At 60.7% G+C, this 14,456-nt stretch carries 10 protein-coding genes, 2 pseudogenes and 1 riboswitch; of the genes and pseudogenes, 7 read left to right on the plus strand and 5 right to left on the minus strand.

Annotated elements, in window-relative coordinates; translation table 11 throughout:
* Positions 1 to 199: 199 nt before the first annotated feature.
* The gene (locus tag PVA48_RS05305; protein ID WP_102728538.1) at positions 200 to 1,924 is read left to right on the plus strand and encodes a phosphoethanolamine transferase; all 1,725 of its coding nucleotides are present in this window, start codon (positions 200 to 202) and stop codon (positions 1,922 to 1,924) included.
* 54 nt (positions 1,925 to 1,978) lie between these two features.
* Here PVA48_RS05305 and PVA48_RS05310 read toward each other — a convergent pair.
* Positions 1,979 to 4,395, minus strand: a pseudogene (locus PVA48_RS05310) (glycoside hydrolase family 88 protein).
* A 46-nt stretch (positions 4,396 to 4,441) separates the two neighbouring features.
* A riboswitch (cobalamin riboswitch) is annotated at positions 4,442 to 4,615 on the plus strand.
* Positions 4,616 to 4,767: 152 nt separating this feature from the next.
* Between PVA48_RS05310 and PVA48_RS05315 the strand changes: the two are divergent.
* The 5 genes and pseudogenes from PVA48_RS05315 (at position 4,768) to PVA48_RS05335 (ending at position 9,474) form a co-directional block, all read left to right on the plus strand.
* Positions 4,768 to 6,863 (plus strand): annotated as a pseudogene (locus PVA48_RS05315) (ribonucleoside triphosphate reductase).
* Between the two features lie 49 nt (positions 6,864 to 6,912).
* Positions 6,913 to 7,107, plus strand: coding sequence for an anaerobic ribonucleoside-triphosphate reductase (gene nrdD, locus PVA48_RS05320; protein WP_102722206.1), 195 nt, complete (start codon positions 6,913 to 6,915; stop codon positions 7,105 to 7,107).
* 26 nt (positions 7,108 to 7,133) lie between these two features.
* On the plus strand, positions 7,134 to 7,592 hold the full coding sequence (locus tag PVA48_RS05325) for an anaerobic ribonucleoside-triphosphate reductase activating protein (protein ID WP_423232356.1): 459 nt from the start codon (positions 7,134 to 7,136) through the stop codon (positions 7,590 to 7,592).
* A gap of 50 nt (positions 7,593 to 7,642) precedes the next feature.
* Positions 7,643 to 7,849, plus strand: a complete 207-nt coding sequence (locus PVA48_RS05330) for a hypothetical protein (protein ID WP_423232357.1) — start codon at positions 7,643 to 7,645, stop codon at positions 7,847 to 7,849.
* Between the two features lie 11 nt (positions 7,850 to 7,860).
* Entirely contained in the window at positions 7,861 to 9,474 is a 1,614-nt protein-coding gene (locus PVA48_RS05335; RefSeq protein ID WP_102728536.1) for an aspartate:alanine exchanger family transporter, read from the plus strand.
* Between the two features lie 130 nt (positions 9,475 to 9,604).
* On the opposite strand, the gene PVA48_RS05340 is transcribed toward PVA48_RS05335, so the two are convergent.
* The 3 genes from PVA48_RS05340 to PVA48_RS05350 all read right to left on the minus strand — a co-directional run bounded on the left by PVA48_RS05340 (position 9,605) and on the right by PVA48_RS05350 (position 12,920).
* Entirely contained in the window at positions 9,605 to 11,740 is a 2,136-nt protein-coding gene (locus PVA48_RS05340; RefSeq protein ID WP_180975205.1) for an alpha-galactosidase, read from the minus strand.
* 130 nt (positions 11,741 to 11,870) lie between these two features.
* A complete protein-coding gene (locus PVA48_RS05345) occupies positions 11,871 to 12,143 on the minus strand; it encodes an HU family DNA-binding protein (protein WP_022396849.1) in 273 nt (90 codons plus the stop codon).
* A 138-nt stretch (positions 12,144 to 12,281) separates the two neighbouring features.
* Positions 12,282 to 12,920: a hypothetical protein gene (locus PVA48_RS05350; RefSeq protein ID WP_423232358.1), complete on the minus strand. Its 639-nt coding sequence runs from the start codon at positions 12,918 to 12,920 to the stop codon at positions 12,282 to 12,284.
* A gap of 250 nt (positions 12,921 to 13,170) precedes the next feature.
* Here PVA48_RS05350 and PVA48_RS05355 point away from each other — a divergent pair, with 250 nt between their 5' ends.
* Positions 13,171 to 13,764, plus strand: a complete 594-nt coding sequence (locus tag PVA48_RS05355) for a hypothetical protein (RefSeq protein ID WP_309557333.1) — start codon at positions 13,171 to 13,173, stop codon at positions 13,762 to 13,764.
* A gap of 84 nt (positions 13,765 to 13,848) precedes the next feature.
* Here the strand turns inward: PVA48_RS05355 and PVA48_RS05360 are convergent, their stop codons facing one another.
* Positions 13,849 to 14,400 carry a thioredoxin family protein gene (locus PVA48_RS05360; RefSeq protein ID WP_022396851.1) on the minus strand — a complete coding sequence of 184 codons (552 nt, stop codon included), beginning with the start codon at positions 14,398 to 14,400 and terminating at the stop codon, positions 13,849 to 13,851.
* Between the last annotated feature and the right edge of the window lie 56 nt (positions 14,401 to 14,456).

A 14,456-nucleotide genomic window follows, 5' to 3' on the forward strand; every position in this document is an offset into this window, starting at 1 on the left:
TGCGCCGCCATCCGCACCAAGCCCCAAGCGCAAAAAATGGCGGATGCTATCGGCACCGCCGTTTCAACGGCGGTTCCCTTTTCCTGCCTGGGCCCTTCCATGAAAAGGCGTTCCGCCACATTCTGCTTGAGCATCACCGTGAAACCCTTACAATGGCTCACCCCTTCAAGCAGGAAGAATACTTTATCCTTTCTTTGCGATGACCCCTCCCCATGCATCCACCCGTTCCGCAGAACGGTACGCAGGCCGGCCAGGCGCTCTTTCCGCCGTCTTCCAGGCTCTTCGCGCCGCGTTCTTTCCGCGCCGCATGCGCTGCCTGTGGGCAGCCGGACTCGCGGCGGCTCTGGTGGTCAATCCTTATGTGCTCAATGACGGCCAGAGCGTGCTGATGAGCTGCATGGGCATCGCCTGTTCCGCCTCCCTGCTCTGCGGCACCATCCTTCTCTGCCTGAAATACCGCTTTACCGCCTACGTCGTCCTTCCGGCCATCATCCTGTTCAACGCGGGCCTGTACATGATGCAGATGCGGTACGGGCTGACGCTGAACCTCTCCGTCCTTTCCAGCATGGCGGAGACCAACTTCCGGGAAGCCTGCGCCTTCTGCACCGCCGCCTCCGCCACCGGGGCCCTGCTGCTGGCGGCCTTCATTTACCTGGCCATTTACTGGAGCCGCCGTTCCCTGCGCCAGAAGGCCACGTGGGGCGCGCTGGCGTGCATCTGGAGCCTGTACGGAATCTTTCTGCTGCTGGGCATTCCGGCCACCTCCTACAGCTCGGAACCCCTTTACCTTTACTACACCTCTGACAAGGCCAAGGGCTGGCCCCTCGTGGACTTCGTGATGGCGTACAAGCTGGCGGACGAATACGTCACCCAGGACGCAAGCCGTTTCAATGAACTCCGGAACCTGCCGTCCTGCGCGGAACCCCTCTCCGGATGCGACGCTCCGGACGACCTGGCCGTGGTCTTCCACATGGGCGAGAGCGTGCGCGCGGACCACCTTTCCCTCAACGGCTACCACCAGAACACGATGCCCCTGCTTTCCCGGGAACCCAACGTCGTTTCCTTCCCCCACGCCACCTCCTTCGGCATCGTGACCAGGATTTCCGCCATCGGCATGTTTACGGATGCGGAACTGTCCCGCCGCCGCCCCGCCCATTCCTCCTTCATTGACCTGTTCAACAAGCACGGTTTCCGCACCGTCCGGATCATGGACCTGTGCGGAGACTCCATCCATGACTATTCCCTGGGCATCCTGACCCGGAACTGCCGGGAACGGAAGCAGACGCCGCCCATGCACGAAACGCCCGGAATGATGCAGGAACGCACCTCCCTGGTCATGGAGGAATCCCTGAAACGGCACGGCCGGGAAAAACAGCTTTACGTCATTTACAACAACGGCAGCCACATGGCGTTCAGCTACCCCGCACAGGCGGAACGCTTTACCCCGGCGTCCTGCAACATGGACGACCCCAAGGCCCGTCTGGAAGAAACCGTCAATGCGTATGACAATTCCATCGTGGACCTGGACGCCTCCGTCCACCGCATGATTGCACTGTTGAAGGACAGGCCGGCCATTTATTTTTACTGCTCCGACCATGGCGTGGCGCTGGGCGAGGAAGGAAAAATGTTCCAGGGGCATGTTCTGCCGCCTGTTTACCGTCCCGCCATGTTCGTGTGGTATTCGGACGCCTTCGCCTCACGCTACCCGGACATGGTGCGCGCGCTGAAGGCCAACCGCCTGAAAGCCGTCTCCCACGACCACATTTTCCACACCCTCCTTTCCCTGGCCTCCATCCGGTCGGAAGTCGTCCGGAACGGCCTGAATCTGGCCTCTCCGGACGCCCGGGAAACCCCGGCCCCCCTCCAGCCGGAAGTGCTGGCGGAATGGCTGGCCGCTCCCGCACCGCCGCAGCCGCTTCCGTAAAAAAGATGGAAGCTGCCGTCATCCTCTGCGGGGAACGGCAGGATAGGACGAACTCTACCGTACCCGGACTCGCAGGGGATGCCTGACGCACTCCCGGACGCGGCGTGCCTCCGCCTCCCAGGCGGCAGAGGATTTGAACGGAGAAGCCTTGTCCCAAACCGCCCCCATGTACCACTCAAAGGGCTTTCCGTTCGCCGCCTCCCTGATCCAGTAGGTACAGCCTTCCGAGTCCACTGCCCCGCCTTCCGGACCCCAGGGAACTATCACGGCGGTTCCCAGGCATCCGTCATTCTTCCGGGGCCTGCTCCATGCCGTCATCAAGCCGCCGTCCTCCCGGTCCTTCGTGACCGTTTCATAATCATTCCTGCCCTTTCCGGTATCCATTCCCACGCCGGCCTTCACCGTTTCCGCCCCCCGGATGGTCAAGGTGCTGCGGACTTTGGAAAAACGGCTTCCTGCGTCCAGAGCCACCCTCCGCGTCTCCGCCACGCGTACGCCGCCGCCAATGTCCCACGGCGCATAAACCACCTCAAAAGCGGTCTGGACCGGACCGTTGTACAATGCCCGCGCGCTGGCCCAGTTTCCGGATGCATGCGGTTTCCCATCCCTGAACACGGCAATGCCGCCGCAGCCCCGTCCCGGCCCTACGTTGTACATGTCCAGTCCCCTGCCATGATCCCGGTGGTAATCCCCCCGCTTGTAAATTCATTGATGACGGGAGCACCCGCGCGCTTGCTCCATACATCCGTTCCGCTGGAAACCAGGCCCTCCCCCTCAGGGGCCGGCCTGGCAACGGCCGGACCGTAAATCCGGTGCGCCGTAAGATCGTTCTCCCACGCGAAATCATCCAGGCGTTCCGGGACCAGGCGGCTGAAACAGACGTCCGCGGAAGGAGCCGCCTTCAGGGAGGAATCGTTCAGAATCCAGAAATCACGGGCCGTTCCGGGCCGGAAATTGCTCTGGAACAAAAGAGTATCCGTCCTTCCGTCTCCATCCGTATCCGCCAGTTGGTGCGGGATGACGCGCCCGTGGCGGACGTCAAACACGCGAAGGGCGGCGGCATTCCCGGAAGTTCCGGACGTCCAGGGCACCGACACGGTTTCAGCAGGACGGAACTTGGCCAGTGGGTTCGTGACGGTTACAGTCTTTCTCTGCGGATGGTCCCGGCCAATGACGTATTTGCGCAGTTCGGTGCCGGCCATCAGGTAGGCGCCCGCGCCGTATGCTTCCGTATCCTCCCCGGAATAATGGCCCGGCTTGTCGGCAATGGGCTGCACCCAGCCCAGCGCGCCTTCCGCGTTGACGGAATCACAGGCGGCCTTCCACGCCCTGCGGATGACGGGAAGATATTCATCCGCATCCAGATACCCCTGGTTCACCCCCCACAGCATCCCGTACATGATAAAGAGGGTGCCGCTCATCTCCTTCAAGGGGGGCTCTTCCGGGTCCAGCAGGCTGGCGTGCCAGGAACCGTCGGGCGACTGGCATTTTTTCAGGGATGCCGCCATACGCTTGAGCAGATCCTCATAAAAGGGGCGGGAAGGCCAGTCCGCGGGCATGTCCTGAAGAATAAGCGGCAGTCCGGCAATCACCCAGCCGTTGCCCCGGCTCCAGAACATCTTTTTCCCATTAGCCGCCGGAATGGTGAAGTAACGGGAATCACGGAAAAACAGCCCTTCCTTCCGGTCAAAAAGATAGTCGCAGGTGAGCTTGTATTCCCTGTCCATGAATTCCAGATACCGGCGGTCTCCGGTATAGGCCGCCAGCTTCACGAACACGGGAGGGGACATGAACAGGGCGTCCGACCAGCTCCAGCGGTCCTGGCAGCCGGGAGTCCCGAACTGGAGGGAAGCGGAGGAGGGCCGGTTCATCACCCCGTCCAGCACGGCGCGTATTTTCTCCGCCGCAGCGGTATTTCCGTCTTCCATCGCCATCTCCATCCAGGCGTGGCCCACGGCGTGATCGTCCGCATGGTAATGCCGTTTCAGGGTTCTCCATTCCTGTTCCCCTCCTGTTTTCCTCAGCAGCGGCAATCCCGGCCCTTCCGGGACGGCCAGGCCATACTGCACCAGGCCGGAATAAAAGGCGCCGTAGGTCCAGTGCAGCGGCGAGCGTTTTCTGGGATGCTCCGCCTGCCATTTCGCCACCAGGCGGAGATTATCCCGGATGGTCTTTTCATTCCAGTCCGCGGGAGCGCCGGAAGCGGGGCTCCCCGCAGAAAGCGCGGGAAGAACCAGCAGCAGGAAGGATTTACGCCATCCGTTTTTTGAAAAGGAAAAGAAATTCATTTGACTGGTACGGAAAAAGCCGCGCTGAAATTTCTCCGTGAGGAATGAATCTTCCCTTTTCGGCCTGTCCCGTTTTCCCCGGTCCCCGGAAAGGGGAGGCAAGGGCACATATGGTGCCATGACGGAAGGGAATGCCGCGTTATCAACCATTCCCTGCAGCATATATACAACATATTGTATCATTATAAATATTTAATACATTATTTATACATTTTCCTTGCGGGGGCTCTCTTTCTGTGGTTCATTGCGTTTCAGCGCAGGTAACGGAAGACGGTGAAAATCCGTCGCGGACGCGCCGCTGTAACCGGTAGACGATGGACCGGACACTGACTGCCAGCAGTCGGGAAGTCCCCATCACATGTCGCACCGGAAGCCAGAAGACGACCTGATGCCCCCGTATCCCATCCCGCGGACAGGATGAACATACGCACAGGTCCTCATCGTGCCCCTTGTTAAAAATGCACGCATGCGGCGGCCCCTGCCTATGATTTTTCCAGGCTTTTGCCCAGGCTCGCGGATGAGCGGTCATCATCCCTTCCAAGCGAGACACCCACCATGGCAACAAGCATCATCAAGCGTTCCGGAAAAAAGGAACAATACCAGGGCTACAAAATTGAGGAAGCCGTCAAGAACGCGTTCCACAGCTCCGGCACCGCCTACAACCGTTCCATTTACGAAGAAGTGGAAGCCAAGCTGAGCCATCAGGACTGCGCGCATGTGGAAGAAATCCAGGACATGATAGAACGCGCCCTGTTCCGCTGCGGATACTTTGACACGGCCAAGACCTTCATCACCTACCGCTTCCTGCACAAAATGCAGCGCGAACAGCTCGGGGGCCTCTATTCCGGCAACACGTACGTGGACTGCAAGCAGACGGTGGAGGAATACATCGGCCAGAGCGACTGGCGCATCGCCGCCAACTCCAACACCACGTATTCCAACGCCGGCCTCATCAATAACACGGCGGGAAAGGTGATTGCCAACTACTGGCTGGACCAGGTTTATTCCGCACGGGAGGGGGCCGCCCACCGGGAAGGGGACTACCACATTCATGACCTGGACTGCCTGACCGGGTACTGCGCCGGGTGGAGCCTCCGCAACCTGCTCAACGAAGGATTCAACGGCGTGCGCAGCCGCGTGAACAGCAGGCCGCCGCGCCACTTCCGGGAAGCACTGGGCCAGATGGCCAACTTTCTGGGCATTCTGCAAAGCGAATGGGCCGGAGCCCAGGCCTTCAGCTCCTTTGACACCTTCCTGGCGCCTTACGCCTTCAAGGACCAGGCGGATTTCACGCGCATCAAGAAGGACATCCGCAGCTTCGTCTACAACCTGAACGTGCCCTCCCGCTGGGGGCAGTCCCCCTTCACCAACGTCACGATCGACTGGACCGTGCCGCGGGACCTGCGGGACCAGGCCCCCTTCAGCGGCGGGGAGCACCTCTTTGAAGGGGTGGAGGACCCGGGCCTGCTCTCCCTGGCGCGGGAACGCGGCGTGAACAAGCTGACAGAGCTGACCTACAAGCATTTCCAGAAGGAAATGAACCTGATCAACAAGGCCTTTTACGAGGTGCTCACGGAAGGGGACAGCACCGGGCAGCCCTTCACCTTCCCCATCCCCACCGTCAACATCACGGAAGACTTTGACTGGGAAGGGGAAAACGTGCCGCTCCTGTTTGAAAACGCCGCCAAGATCGGCTCCTCCTACTTCCAGAACTTCATCGGCAGCCAGTACACCGTGAATGAAAACGGGGAACGCGTGCCGGACGAACGGGCCTACAAGCCGGACGCCGTGCGCTCCATGTGCTGCCGCCTCCAGCTGGACCTGCGGGAGCTGCTCAAGCGCGGCGGCGGCCTCTTCGGCTCCGCGGAAATGACCGGCTCCATCGGCGTGGTGACCATCAACCTGGCCCGGCTGGGCTACCTGTTCAAGCAGAACCGGGAAGCACTGTTCGCCCGGCTGGGGGAACTGCTGGACCTGGCCAAATCCTGCCTGGAAAAGAAAAGAACCTTCGTCCAGGAAATGTACGACCGCGGCCTGTACCCCTACACCAGGCGCTACCTGCCCACCTTCCGCAACCACTTCTCCACCATCGGGGTCAACGGCATGAACGAACTGCTGCGCAACTTCTCCAACGACTCGATGGACATCACCTCCGAGGAAGGCAGGACCTTTGCGGAGGAAATCCTGGAATTCATCCGCCTGCGCATGCAGGAGTACCAGGAGGAAACCGGCAACCTGTACAACCTGGAAGCCACCCCTGCGGAAGGCACCACCCACCGCTTTGCCCGGGAGGACCAGAAGCGCTATCCGGACATCCTCCAGGCCGGGCCCGTGGGGCAGCGTTACTACACGAACAGCTCCCAGCTCCCCGTGGACCACACGAGCGACCTGTTCCGTGCGCTCCAGCTCCAGGACGAACTCCAGTGCTGCTACACGGGGGAACCGTCTTCCACATGTACATGAATGAAGCCATCAGCTCCCCGGAAGCCTGCCGGGACATCGTCCGCAAGGTGCTGACCCGCTTCCGCATGCCGTACCTGACCGTCACCCCGCTCTTCTCCGTCTGCGACAAGCACGGCTACCTGCGCGGGGAGCACCAGTACTGCCCCTTCTGTGATGAAGAGCTGCTCCACATCCACAGGCATGAATAACCCTTTTCAACCAGCCGCCTCGTTTCAAAACCCAGCCATCAATACGACAATGACCAAACAGGAAATATTAAGCAAATACGCACAGGACCGTACCCGCTGCACCGTTTACACGCGCGTCATGGGCTATCACCGCCCTGTGGAAACCTTTAACGCCGGCAAACAGGGCGAATTCCACGACCGCGTCCACTTCGTGGAACCGGACCGTCCCTGCTCCTGCTCCGCCCAAACGGAACAGCCGCGGTAATTTTCCCAATAACATATGCGAAGTCAATGGGAACGGGCCGGGGCATAGCGGACATCACGCCGCTCACCTTGCTGGATTTTCCAAACAAGGTGGCCTGCATCTTCTGGCTGAGAGGCTGTAACTTGTTTTGTCAGTACTGTTACAACGTCTCCCTGGTCAGAGGAACGGGCTCTCCTGCCGGAGACCGGACGGACTACCTTGATTTCCTCAGAGATCGGGTGGGATTTCTGGACGGGGTAGTCCTGTCCGGCGGCGAGTGCACGCTGTGTCCCGACCTTATCCCCATCTGCCGCGAGATACGGCAGCTAGGCTTCGCGATTAAAATAGACACCAACGGCACGAGGCCCGGCGTGGTGAAAGCGCTGGTGGAAGAGGGGCTTTGCGACTACATCGCCCTGGACTACAAGGCGCCCCCGAACAATACGGCGCCGTCACCGGCAGGCCCGACCTTTTCCCCTCCTTTTCCGCAACTCTGGACTACCTGATCGCCTCCCAAACCGCCTTTGAAGTCAGAACCACCGTCCATCCCGATTTATTGACGGAAGATCACGTCAACAACATCATACGCGACTTGACAAAGCGCGGGTATGGGGGCAACTACTTCGTGCAAAATTTCTACCTGACCAAACAAACACTCAACTCTCTCCCCGCGCCGAGCCGGTTGTTTGACCGGACCAGGCTGGAGCCGGCCTCCATCCCCGTCCACTTCCGCAACTTCGAGTTCGCTCCGGGCAAAGTCTGACCCAGCCGACCATGTTCGACATCCTGCTCAACCACAACACCCTGGTTCTCTTCGGAATCATCTTCTTTGGCATCGCCCTCGGCAGCATTAAAATATACGGCCTGAACCTCGGCCTCTCCGGCGTTCTCTTCGTAGCGCTGGCCGCCGGCCACTACCGCCTGGCCATCCCCAACGGCGTGGGCCAGCTGGGCCTGGCGCTCTTTGTGTACTGCGTGGGCCTGAGCGCGGGCAACCGCTTCTTCTCCGCCATCGCCAAGCAGGGAAGCAAGCTCGCGGTCATGTCCGCCGTGATTGTAGGCGTTTCAGCCCTCTTCACCTGCCTCTTCGGCATCTGGTTCAATGTTCCCGCGGGGATTTCCTCCGGCATCTTCGCCGGCGCGTGCACCAGCACCCCGGCCCTGGCGGCAGCCACGGAAAGCCTGCCGGGAGCCTCCGGAAGCGGCGTCAGCATCGGCTACGGCATTGCCTACCCGTTCGGCGTGGTGGGCGTGGTCCTCTTCGTCCAGCTTCTCCCGCGCCTGCTGCACTTTGACCTGAACAAGGAGGCCAAGGCCATGCACTCCAAGCAGGAGGCCAGCATCATCTCACGCTTGGTCCGCGTCACGCAGCCCAACCTGATCGGCCAGAACATTGCGGACTGCAAGCTGCTGGACGGCCTGCACTGCATGGTCACCCGCGTGGTGCGCAACGACAGGCTGATGCCGCTGACGCCGGAAGACACGTTCCGGGAGGGAACGGAAGTCCTCATCGTGGGCAACAGCGACACCATGCCGCATGACGTCGCTTTCCTGGGGGAAGTATGCGACAACCCCTACCCCATGGACTCCCAGAAGGAGCGCCGCAAGCTGATCCTGACCAACAAGAACTACGCCGGGCGCAAACTCCGCGATCTGAAAACCCTGCGAACGGACGGCGTGATCATCTCCCGCATCTCCCGCCTGGGCTTCACCTTCGTCCCCACGGGGGACACCACGCTGGAGCGCAATGACGTGCTGACCGTGGTGGGTTCTCCGGAAAACCTCACCAAGTACGGGGACAAAATCGGCCACCGCAGCCAGGACATGAACCAGACGGACCTTCTTTCCCTCGGGTTCGGCCTCTCGCTCGGTATCATTCTGGGGCTGGTCAACTTCAGTCTGGGTAACGGCCTGGGCATCTCCCTAGGGATTGCCGGCGGCCCGCTGATTGTGGCCCTGCTGCTCGGCCACTTCGGGCGCCTGGGCCCCATCGTGGGTTACATCCCGCGCCCCACCCGACTTCTTTTGCAGGACCTGGGCCTGGTCTTCTTCCTGGCTGACGCCGGCATCAAGGGCGGCGCGGACCTGGTCACCACCGTAGCCACGCACGGCGCGGCCGTGTTCATCATGGGCGTCATCGTCACCTGCTCCGGCATGTTCGCCGGTTACTTCGTGGGCATGAAGGTCTTCAAGATGAACATCCTGGAATGCCTGGGCGGCATCTGCGGTGGCATGACCTCCACCCCGGCCCTGGGCGCCATCGCCAGCAAGACGGACTCCCAGGCTCCCGTGGTCAGCTACGCCACCGCCTACCCCGTGGCCCTCATCCTGATGACTATCATCGCGAAAGTCATCATCCAGACCATCGGCGGCGTGGTGGGCGTTTAGCCCAAGGCGCAAACTTCACCACCCGGAAAGACCGCGTCTCCGGCGGTTCTCTCCGGGCGCCATGCTTCACGGAAAAAGGAATATCGATTGCGGATCAGCGCCGTTTACCTCCTTGCCACCAGCCGGAAGTTTAAGACCCCGTTTCCGTCACTTCCATGCAGACGGACTGGAAGGCATTTTTCCAGTTGATGCGGATTCCGAAGTCCATCAGAAAATCACCACCAAGCACCCGTTCATGGACGTTGGCCAGGGGGCCGTTTTCATCCAGGTTGATCTCCCTGACCAGGTATCTGGCGGCAGGATTCAAGCCTTTCAGGCGCAGGGGCGGCGGGGAATCCGCCAGCCATTTGTCCATTAGCCAGGCGAAGACGACGGCCCTTTTTTCATGCACGTACATCAGGGAGGCCACCCGGCTTTCATACGGGGAAGATAGTCGGTACAGGTCCCCGAACTGGACCACGGGGCGGATGCGCTTATATTCCGCCAGCGCCCGTTTGGAAAATTCCACTTCCTCCTTCGTCATGTCACAGGGCTGAAGCTCGAATCCCAGACGGCCCGACATGGCGACGTCAAAACGGAATTTGAGCGGCGTGACGCGCTTCGTCTGATGGTTGGGGGAGGCCGTCACATGGGCGGCCATGGTAATGGCCGGGAACAAATGGCCTATGCCCCACTGCATGAACACGCGTTCACAGGCGTCCGTATTGTCGGACGTCCAGAATTCATGATGCCTCCGCATGGTCCCGTAGTCGGCGCGGCCTCCGCCGGAGGAGCAGGCCTGAAACGTCACGTCCGGAAATTCCGCCGCCAGCGCATCAAGAATGGCTTCATAGCCGCGCACGTAGTCAATGGACAGGTTCCCCTGATGGCTGGCGTCCAGCCAGGGGGAGCCGGGATCGGAAATCTTGCGGTTGCAGTCCCATTTCACGTAGGAAATGCCCGGATGTCCTCCCAACAGTTTCCGCATGGCTTCAAGAATGTATGCGCGCACGTCCGGATTGCTCAAATCCAGCAGGTACTGGCTGCGTTCCAGCCTGTTTTCCCGGTGCGGAAGGCCGATGACCCATTCCGGATGCTTCTGATAAAGTTCCGAGCAGGGGTTCACCATTTCCGGCTCCACCCAGATGCCGAAGCGTATCCCCAGCTTTTCCGCCTGGCGGATCAGGCCTTCCAGCCCATGGGGCAGTTTAGCACGGTTTACCTGCCAGTCCCCCAGACCGGCCCGGGCGTCATTGCGCGGGAATTGTCCGCCAAACCAGCCGTCATCCAGCACGAAAAGCTCTATTCCCAAGTCCGCCGCACGTTTCATCATGCCGTGCAGCACTTTTTCCGTGAAGGTAAAGTACACTCCCTCCCATGAGTTCAGCAAGGTCAGCCGCTCCGTGCCGCCGCTGCGCAGGCCGTAGCGTCGCGCCCAGCGGTGGATGCGCCGGGAGGCTTCCCCCTTGCCGTTTCCACTGTGCGCCAGAATGAGGGGAGGCGTTTCAAACACTCCGCCGCCGTCCAGCAGATAGGGAGCGGGGGCCACGTCCAGCCCCGCTCCCGCAAAGAGGTAGTGATACGGGCTGTGGCGGAACCATATCCGGTAGTTGCCGGGCCACGCCAGCGCTCCCAGCACCACTTCCCCGGAGTCCTCCCGCGCCGGACCATCCAGGGAGATGACGAAGCCGGGGCTTCCCTCCTGGGCGGCGCGGGTTCCGGTGCCGGAAACCAGGGCAAGTTCATGCCCCCGCGCCACTTCCTCCTCGCTCATCAGGGATTCCCCGCCCCATGTGCCGCGGAAGCTGGTGACAAAGTAACGTTCCGCTCGCAAATTCAGTTGCGCGGACGCCGCGCGGTGCAGGCGGATGCCTTCCCTCCCCTCGTTCCGTATCACCGCCCATTGAAGGAAGGCGTCCGATTCCCGGTGGGAGCGAACATGAATTTCCACCCGCACGGGGTAGGAAGGGTCTTTCCCATAGAAGACGGCTTCTTCCCGGTCGTCATCCAGTTCCAGCACTTCCCATCCCTGGCATTCCAGGCGCAGAGAAAGAGTTCCGTCCGCCTGGGTCGCGCAAATGCAGTATTCATCCGACGCATTGGGAAGCCCCGTCACGGAGTCCGCCAGGGCGGAATACAGAAGAGGCGCATCCGCGGCGCTTTCCAGGGCATCCTCCGGTTCACGCAGCCGCGGTCCGTAATAGGCGCGGCGCACGCGGCCCTGTTCATCCCTGAACAGGATCATCTGGGAGGAACGGGTCAGCAAATGAACGGAATCCGGAGTCATGGTCGGCAAATGGGGAAAGGGTAGGTCATTTTTTCCGGGCAGGCGCACGGCCGCCCCTGCCTTGTCCATTAATCCCTGCCCCGGACAGGGAAGTCAATGGCAAAATGGCAGGAGAGCCCGGGCGTTTCTCCTACTTTTTCCACAAACGGGAGGAAGGCCGGAATTTCATGGTGCTTGATTCATGCACAAACAGTTTGCTGCCGTTTTCCGGATGGCGTACCACGCGGGCACGCCGCCGCTTGATGCTGAACGAACCAAAGCCGCGGAATTTGACCAGTGAGCGCCTCAGGACCGACCGGGCAATCGTGTCCAGCACCGCGTCCAGCGCACGTTCCGCCTGCCTGGGGGTAACGCCGTCCCCCAGCTCCCGCTGAAGTTCCCTGACGAATTGTGTTTTATTCATAGGCCGCCCAGCATGATATGCCCCGTTCTCCCGGTAAAGCGGAGAAGGGGCGCAGGCATTCCTGCCACCAGCCCCATACGGGGATGCCCTTCCGTTCCGGGCTGCAAGTTTCATCCTTGCCCCCCTCCGGCGGACCCATTAAGGTTCAGGGAAGATGCCTTCCCCCGCCGCCGATGCTCCATTCCCGGAACGAGCTTTCAACGTGACCGCGTTGAAATGGAATACCTGCGCCTGGCTTCTGCTGCCCGTCCTGGTGTTCATGGCCTGGTGGATGCACTGGTATGTCTCTATCCCCCTCGCGGCCCTGATGGCCGCGGGACTGGCTCCCGGAAGGCGCAAGGAACTACCGGAAAGGGAATCCCTCCCCTCTTTCCCCTGTTCAACCAATCCTCGTTTCTTGTCCTGGGCGCATTCATCGCCCTGATGGTCCTGTCCGGATGGGGGGAATGGGTCAATCAGCACCCGGACCACATCGTCAGGAACGCCTGCCTTCGTGAATTGGTCGCCAGCCCGTGGCCCGTCGTTTTTCCGGACGGAGACGTCTTGATCTACAACACAGGGTTCTGGCTGGTTCCGGCCCTGGCAGGCAAAGTGGCTGGGCTGGAAGTTGCCCGGGCATTTGTCGTGCTGTGGGGTGCATGGGGCCTGTTTCTTGCCTGGCTGTGGCTCTGCGTTTTCTCCGGCCGCCGTTCCCTGCTGCTCGCCCTGCTGATGGTAATGTTCGGCTCCCTTCTGAATTTCCAATGCTGGCTGGGGCTGGATCTGTTCCGCCTGCATTACTTCGGCACGGCGGAACAGGTCATGTGCAGCGCAAACGCCTCCATCCCTGTCATGCTTTTTTTCATCTTCCTGGCTTCGGGACGCATGCCCCCGCACTGGATGCCCCTTTTGTTCGCGGCCACGGCCTTTTATTCTCCCCTCGCGGCTCTAGGGGGGCTGCCCCTGGCGGTCTGCCAGTGGCTCCGGCAATGGAAAGGCAGCCGCTCCCCGGCGCAGCCTGCTTCATCCCTCCTTTCCGGCAGCCGTCATGCTGGGGGCGTGCTTCCTTCTTTATTATGCGGCGGTAAACGCGCCGTCCTCCCATATGGGCTGGCGGCCTTTTTATACGCGGCCGGGGGATTTTCTGCTGGCAGGGACCTCCTTCCTGCTGTACGCCCTGTTCTGCTGGCGGGATTTCCGGCGGAATTCCCTCTTTATCTGTACGCTGGCAACCGGACTGCTGCTGCCCTTCTTTTACGTCAACGGAGACGTCAACGACCTGCTCTGCAAGGGGAGCGTTCCGGCGATGGCCTGCCTGCTCGCCTTTCTGGCCTTCACCTGGGCGCGGCATCCCCGTCTCCGGATATGGATATGGCTTCTGCTGGCGCTCGGATTGGCGCCCCGGTTCAATGTTCCCTATTACTGCTGTTCTTCCAGCGCCCTCCAGGCATTTCTGACGCCTTGCGCCTCATGCACGGAGCCTTCCTCCTTTCCCTGCCGGGAATGGCGGCAGCTCACCTATGCGCCGCAGGCACGCCACCAGGATGAATGGGGCCGCACCATGCACCACCCCGGACACCGGTGGCATCCCTATTATTCCGGCACGCCGCGCCCATGGTTGCGCTTCATTTACCGTTTTTGACGTAAAGAAAACAGTTGCGGGAAAAACGCCCGGGAAATGAACATTCCGGATTCACTCCTTTCTTCATGGGAGGGGTCCGAATGCTCAGGCGGTCTTTTGACCTTCCTTCTGGAAGTTTTTCCAGCATTCCTCGATAACCGCGGGCAGGGACTTGCCTTCCTTGTCCATATCCCCCTGGCTTACCATTTTCTTAATCATTTTTCCGGAAACGGGGTCCAGGATGATGACGGCGGGAGGCCCGAAAACGACATAGGGGGCCTTGGAGCCTATGCATCCCACTACTTTGCCCGCTTCCTCCGGAACGAACTGGAAGGTAAAGGAACCCGGTGTCCTTCCCGGGGCCTGCCTGGTATCCACCATCCAGAAGATGAATTTTTTGCCGGAGGCCCTCTTGAAAGTCCGCTCCTTGATATGCTTGTCCGTAAAAATATTGCAATACACGCACCAGGAAGACCCCGTCAGGTAGATGACCAGGGGAACCTTCTTGGCGATGGCCTCATTGCGCAGCTTGTCAAAGGCGGGACTGCCCGATTCATTCACGGCTGGAACGGGAGCCTGCTGCGCCAGGGCGGAAGCGGGAGCCAGCATGCCTGCCACGGCGGCGGCGCAAAGCACGGAAACGGCAAACTTGATCATATTACAGTAACCATAAGTCTCCCTGCGCAGAAGTCAAACTTCAAGATTCCGCCATT

This window comes from Akkermansia sp. JRP_AM1, from assembly GCF_049262625.1.
GTDB classification, from domain to species: Bacteria; Verrucomicrobiota; Verrucomicrobiia; order Verrucomicrobiales; family Akkermansiaceae; genus Akkermansia; species Akkermansia massiliensis.

Excerpts from the sequence above, each read along its gene's own strand:
- PVA48_RS05340 (WP_180975205.1), bottom strand. The coding sequence starts at position 11,740 with ATGACTCCGGATTCCGTTCATTTGCTGACCCGTTCCTCCCAGATGATC.
- PVA48_RS05335 (WP_102728536.1), top strand. The coding sequence starts at position 7,861 with ATGTTCGACATCCTGCTCAACCACAACACCCTGGTTCTCTTCGGAATC.
- PVA48_RS05355 (WP_309557333.1), top strand. The coding sequence starts at position 13,171 with ATGCTGGGGGCGTGCTTCCTTCTTTATTATGCGGCGGTAAACGCGCCG.
- PVA48_RS05350 (WP_423232358.1), bottom strand. The coding sequence starts at position 12,920 with ATGCAGGCGGAACAGATCCAGCCCCAGCCAGCATTGGAAATTCAGAAG.
- nrdD (WP_102722206.1), top strand. The coding sequence starts at position 6,913 with ATGACCAAACAGGAAATATTAAGCAAATACGCACAGGACCGTACCCGC.
- PVA48_RS05305 (WP_102728538.1), top strand. The coding sequence starts at position 200 with ATGACCCCTCCCCATGCATCCACCCGTTCCGCAGAACGGTACGCAGGC.
- PVA48_RS05360 (WP_022396851.1), bottom strand. The coding sequence starts at position 14,400 with ATGATCAAGTTTGCCGTTTCCGTGCTTTGCGCCGCCGCCGTGGCAGGC.
- PVA48_RS05325 (WP_423232356.1), top strand. The coding sequence starts at position 7,134 with ATGGGAACGGGCCGGGGCATAGCGGACATCACGCCGCTCACCTTGCTG.
- PVA48_RS05345 (WP_022396849.1), bottom strand. The coding sequence starts at position 12,143 with ATGAATAAAACACAATTCGTCAGGGAACTTCAGCGGGAGCTGGGGGAC.